Origin of the sequence: Streptosporangium sp. NPDC001681, from assembly GCF_040298085.1 — a bacterium.
In the GTDB taxonomy this organism is placed as follows: domain Bacteria; phylum Actinomycetota; class Actinomycetes; order Streptosporangiales; family Streptosporangiaceae; genus Streptosporangium.
Window position 1 is genome coordinate 1 of the sequence record NZ_JBEOZN010000266.1, and the last position, 4,425, is coordinate 4,425.

The 4,425-nt window shown below is 71.3% G+C and carries 1 protein-coding gene; it reads right to left on the reverse strand.

Annotated features, from left to right (window positions below):
• Window positions 1–4,425: type I polyketide synthase (locus tag ABT130_RS47115; RefSeq protein ID WP_350966425.1), on the reverse strand; the 4,425-nt coding region annotated here is incomplete at both ends.

The following is a 4,425-nucleotide window of genomic DNA, read 5'->3' on the forward strand; positions in this document are numbered from 1 at the left end:
CAGAACGCGGGCATCACCGCTCTGCCTGGCGTTCGGCCAGAACCACTGGTGCTGGAAAGCGTAGGTCGGCAGATCCACCCGGCGCCCACCCGGCAGCACCGCCCGCCAGTCCACCGGCACCCCGTGCACATGCAGCTCGGCCAGCGCCGTCATGGATGCCGTCTGCTCGTCGCGGTCCTTACGCAATACCGGCACGAGCACCGCGTCCGACTCGTGCACATCCGCGTCGGCGGCCAGGGTGTCGGCGGCCATGGCGGTCAGCACACCATCGGGGCCCAGCTCCAGATACGCCCGCACGCCCCGCGCGTGCAGGGTGCGGATGCCGTCGGCGAAGCGGACCGCGCCCCGCACCTGGTCCACCCAGTAGTCCGGTGAGCACAACTGCTCCGCCGTGGCCACCTGCCCGGTCACCGTGGACACCACCGGGATCTGCGGCGAACTGTAGGTCAACGTCCGGGCCAGGGCGCGGAAGTCCTCCAGCATCGGGTCCATCAATGGCGAATGGAACGCGTGCGACACCCGCAACCGCCGCGTCTTGACCCCACGCTCCTCCAGCGCGGCGGCCGCCTCCAGCACCGCCTCCTCGGTGCCGGAGATCACCGCCGAGGCCGGGCCGTTGACCGCCGCGACCGACACCTCCTTCTCACGCCCGGCCAGCAGCTCGGCGACCTCCTCCTCCGACGCTGCCACCGCCACCATCGCCCCGCCTACAGGGAGCGCCTGCATCAACCGCGCCCGCGCCGCCACCAACGCACACGCGTCGGCCAGCGACAGCACCCCGGCCACATGCGCCGCGGTGATCTCCCCGATCGAGTGCCCGGCCAGCGCATTCGGCCGCACCCCCCACGAGGAGACCAGCCGGAACAGCGCCGTCTCCACCGCGAACAGCGCCGGCTGCGCCCACCCGGTCTGATCCAGCGCCTCCGCCTGGTCACTGCCCGGCTCGGCGAACAGCACCTCGCGCAACGCCCCGTCCAGCAGCGGATCCAGCTCGGCGATCACCTCATCCAACGCCGCCGCGAACACCGCGAACCGCTCATACAGCTCCCGGCCCATCCCAGCCCGCTGGCTGCCCTGTCCGGTGAACAGGAAGGCGAGCTGCGGCGGCGTCGCCGCCACCCCGCGCACCACACCGGCACCGGGACGGTCCTCGGCCAGCGCATCCAGCCCGGCCAGCACACCGTCACGGTCGCCGGCCAGCACCACCGCCCGATGCTCGAACACCGACCGCATCGTGGCCAGCGAGAACGCGGTATCGGCCAGCGCCACCTCACCCCGGCCCTCCACGTGCGAGGCCAGCCGCCCGGCCTGCGCCCGCAACGCCTCCGCCGTACGGGCCGACACCAGCACCGGAACCACGCCGCTCACCGCATCAGCCGCCGGTGCCCGGTCCTGCGAAGCGTCTTCTCCTACCGGTGTTTCCGGTCCTTGTTCGAGGATCACGTGCGCGTTGGTGCCGCTGATCCCGAACGACGACACACCCGCCCGACGCGGATGGCCGTTCCGCGGCCACTCTGCCGCCTCGGTCAGCAGCTCCACCGCACCCGAGGACCAGTCCACATGCGAGGACGGCTCGTCGATGTGCAGCGTCCTGGGCAGCATGCCGTGCCGCATCGCCATGACCATCTTGATCACACCGGCCACACCCGCGGCGGCCTGGGTGTGACCGAGGTTCGACTTGATCGAGCCGAGCAGCAGCGGACGGTCCTCCGGCCGATCCTGCCCGTACGTCGCCAGCAGGGCCTGCGCCTCGATCGGGTCACCCAGCGTGGTGCCGGTCCCGTGCCCCTCCACCGCGTCCACCTCGGTGGGGTTCAAGCCCGCGACGGCCAGCGCCTGACGGATCACCCGCCGCTGCGAAGGACCGTTCGGCGCCGTCAGCCCGTTGGACGCACCGTCCTGGTTGACCGCCGAACCCCGCACCACCGCCAGCACCTGGTGCCCGTTGCGGCGCGCGTCCGACAGCCGCTCCAGCACCAGCATGCCCACGCCCTCGGACCAGCTCACCCCGTCGGCCGCGTCGGAGTAGGACTTGCACCGGCCGTCACCGGCCAGCCCGCCCTGCGCGCTGAAGCCGATGAACGCTCCCGGCGTGGCCATCACCGTCACACCACCGGCCAGCGCCAGCGAGCACTCACCCGACCGCAGCGCCTGCGCCGCCATGTGCATCGCCACCAGCGACGACGAACACGCGGTGTCCACCGTCACCGCCGGGCCCTCCAACCCCAGCGCGTACGAGACCCGGCCGGTCGCGACACTGCCCGCCGTACCGGTGCCGATGAAGCCCATCGCCTCCGGCGGGAGATCGACGCTCATCCCGTAGTCGTGATACATCACGCCGGCGAACACACCCGTGTGGCTGCCCCGCAAGGAGGTCGGGTCCATGCCCGCCCGCTCGATCGCCTCCCATGACGCCTCCAGCAGCAGCCGCTGCTGCGGGTCCATCGCCAGCGCCTCACGCGGCGAGATCCCGAAGAACCCCGGATCGAACTGCGCGGCGCTCTCCAGGAAGCCGCCCTCGTGCACATAGCTGGTGCCCTGGCTCTCCCGATCCGGGCTGTACAACGCCCCCAGATCCCAGCCCCGCGTCGTCGGGAACTCACCGATCCCGTCCCCGCCCTCGGCCACCAACCGCCACAGATCCTCCGGCGAGGCCACCCCACCCGGATAACGGCACGCCATGCCCACGATCACGATCGGATCATCCGCGACCGGCACCACCGACGCGGGAACGACCACATCGGCGTCCTCACCGAACAACTCGGCCAGCAGGAACTCCGCCAGCACCACCGGCGTCGGGTAGTCGAACACCAGCGTGGACGGCAACCGCAACCCGGTCACCCCGTTCAGCCGGTTACGCAACTCCACCGCGGTAAGAGAGTCGAAGCCCAGCTCACGAAACTCCCGCCGGACGTCCACCGCCGCGGAGTCGGGGTGTCCGAGGACGGCAGCGGCCTGAGTGCGGACCAGGTCCACCAGGACCTCGACACGCTCGGCCGCCCCCAGCGGGGCCAGCCGCCCCAGCAACGTCGCCACCACCGAGCCGGACGCCGCCGACCGGCGTCCACCCCGCACCAGACCCCGCAACAACGCCGGCACCTCGCCATAACCGCGCATCGACGGCAGATCCAGCCGGACCGGAACCAGCACCGCATGCTCAAGCGCGACAGCGGCCTCGAACAACGCCAGCCCCTGCTCCACCGACAGCGGCGGCATGCCCGTCCGGGCGATCCGCCGCATATCGACGTCGCTCAGCGTGCCGGTCAATCCGCTGTCCTGAGCCCAGGCACCCCAGGCCAGCGACAGCGCGGGCAACCCCGCGGCCCGGCGCAACTGAGCCAGCCCATCCACAAACGCGTTCGCAGCCGCGTAGTTACCCTGACCAGCCGAGCCCATCACCCCGGCCAGCGAAGAGAACACCACGAACGCCGCCAGATCCAGACCCCGGGTCAGCTCATGCAAATGCCAGGCCGCATCCACCTTCGGCCGCAACACCGCGTCCAGCCGCTCAGGCGTCAGCGACGGAATCGTCCCATCGGCCAGCACACCCGCGGTGTGGATCACCGCGGTCAGCGGATGCTCGGCCGGAACCTGCGCCAGCAGCGCCGCCACCTGGTCGCGGTCAGCCATATCACACGCCGCGATCATGACCTCGACACCGTGCGCGATCAGCTCCGCCTGCAACTCCACCGCACCCGGAGCCTCCAGACCCCGGCGACTGGTCAGCAGCAGACGCCGCACCCCACGCTCGGCCACCACATGCCGAGCCAGATGACCACCCAGACCACCGGTACCACCAGTGATCAACACCGTCCCCTCCGGGTCCCAGACCCGGCCCGCCGCGTCGCCGACGTCAGATCCTGGCGCCACCCGCGCCATCCGCGGAACCCGCAGCTCACCCTCGCGTACCGCCGCCTGCGGCTCACCCGAGGCCGGCACCCCGAGCAGGGCCGGCAGCGAGGACTCCTGATCATCCACGTCGACCAGCACGAACCGGCCCGGGTTCTCCGACTGCGCCGATCGCACCAGACCCCACACCGCCGCGGCCGCCAGATCAGTGACCGCCTCACCCTCCCGCGCCTCGACCGCACCCCGCGTGACGAACACCAGACGCGAAGCCTCGAACCGCTCATCGGCCAACCACCCCTGCAACAGACCCAGGACACGGGCGACCAACTCGTGGACCGACTCCACCACACTCTCGGCGCCGGCCGACCCGACGGTGACCATGACCACGTCCGGCACCGAATCCAGCGAGGCGAGATCCCCGCTCAGCTCGACCACGCTCGCACCGGTCTCCGCGCCCGGCACCTCCGACAGCGCGGTCCAATCCAGCCCGAACAACGAATCCCGCTCCACCCCACGGCCACCGCCGACGAGCTGGTCGGGCGAGAACGGGCGCAACACCAGCGACCGCGCCGACAC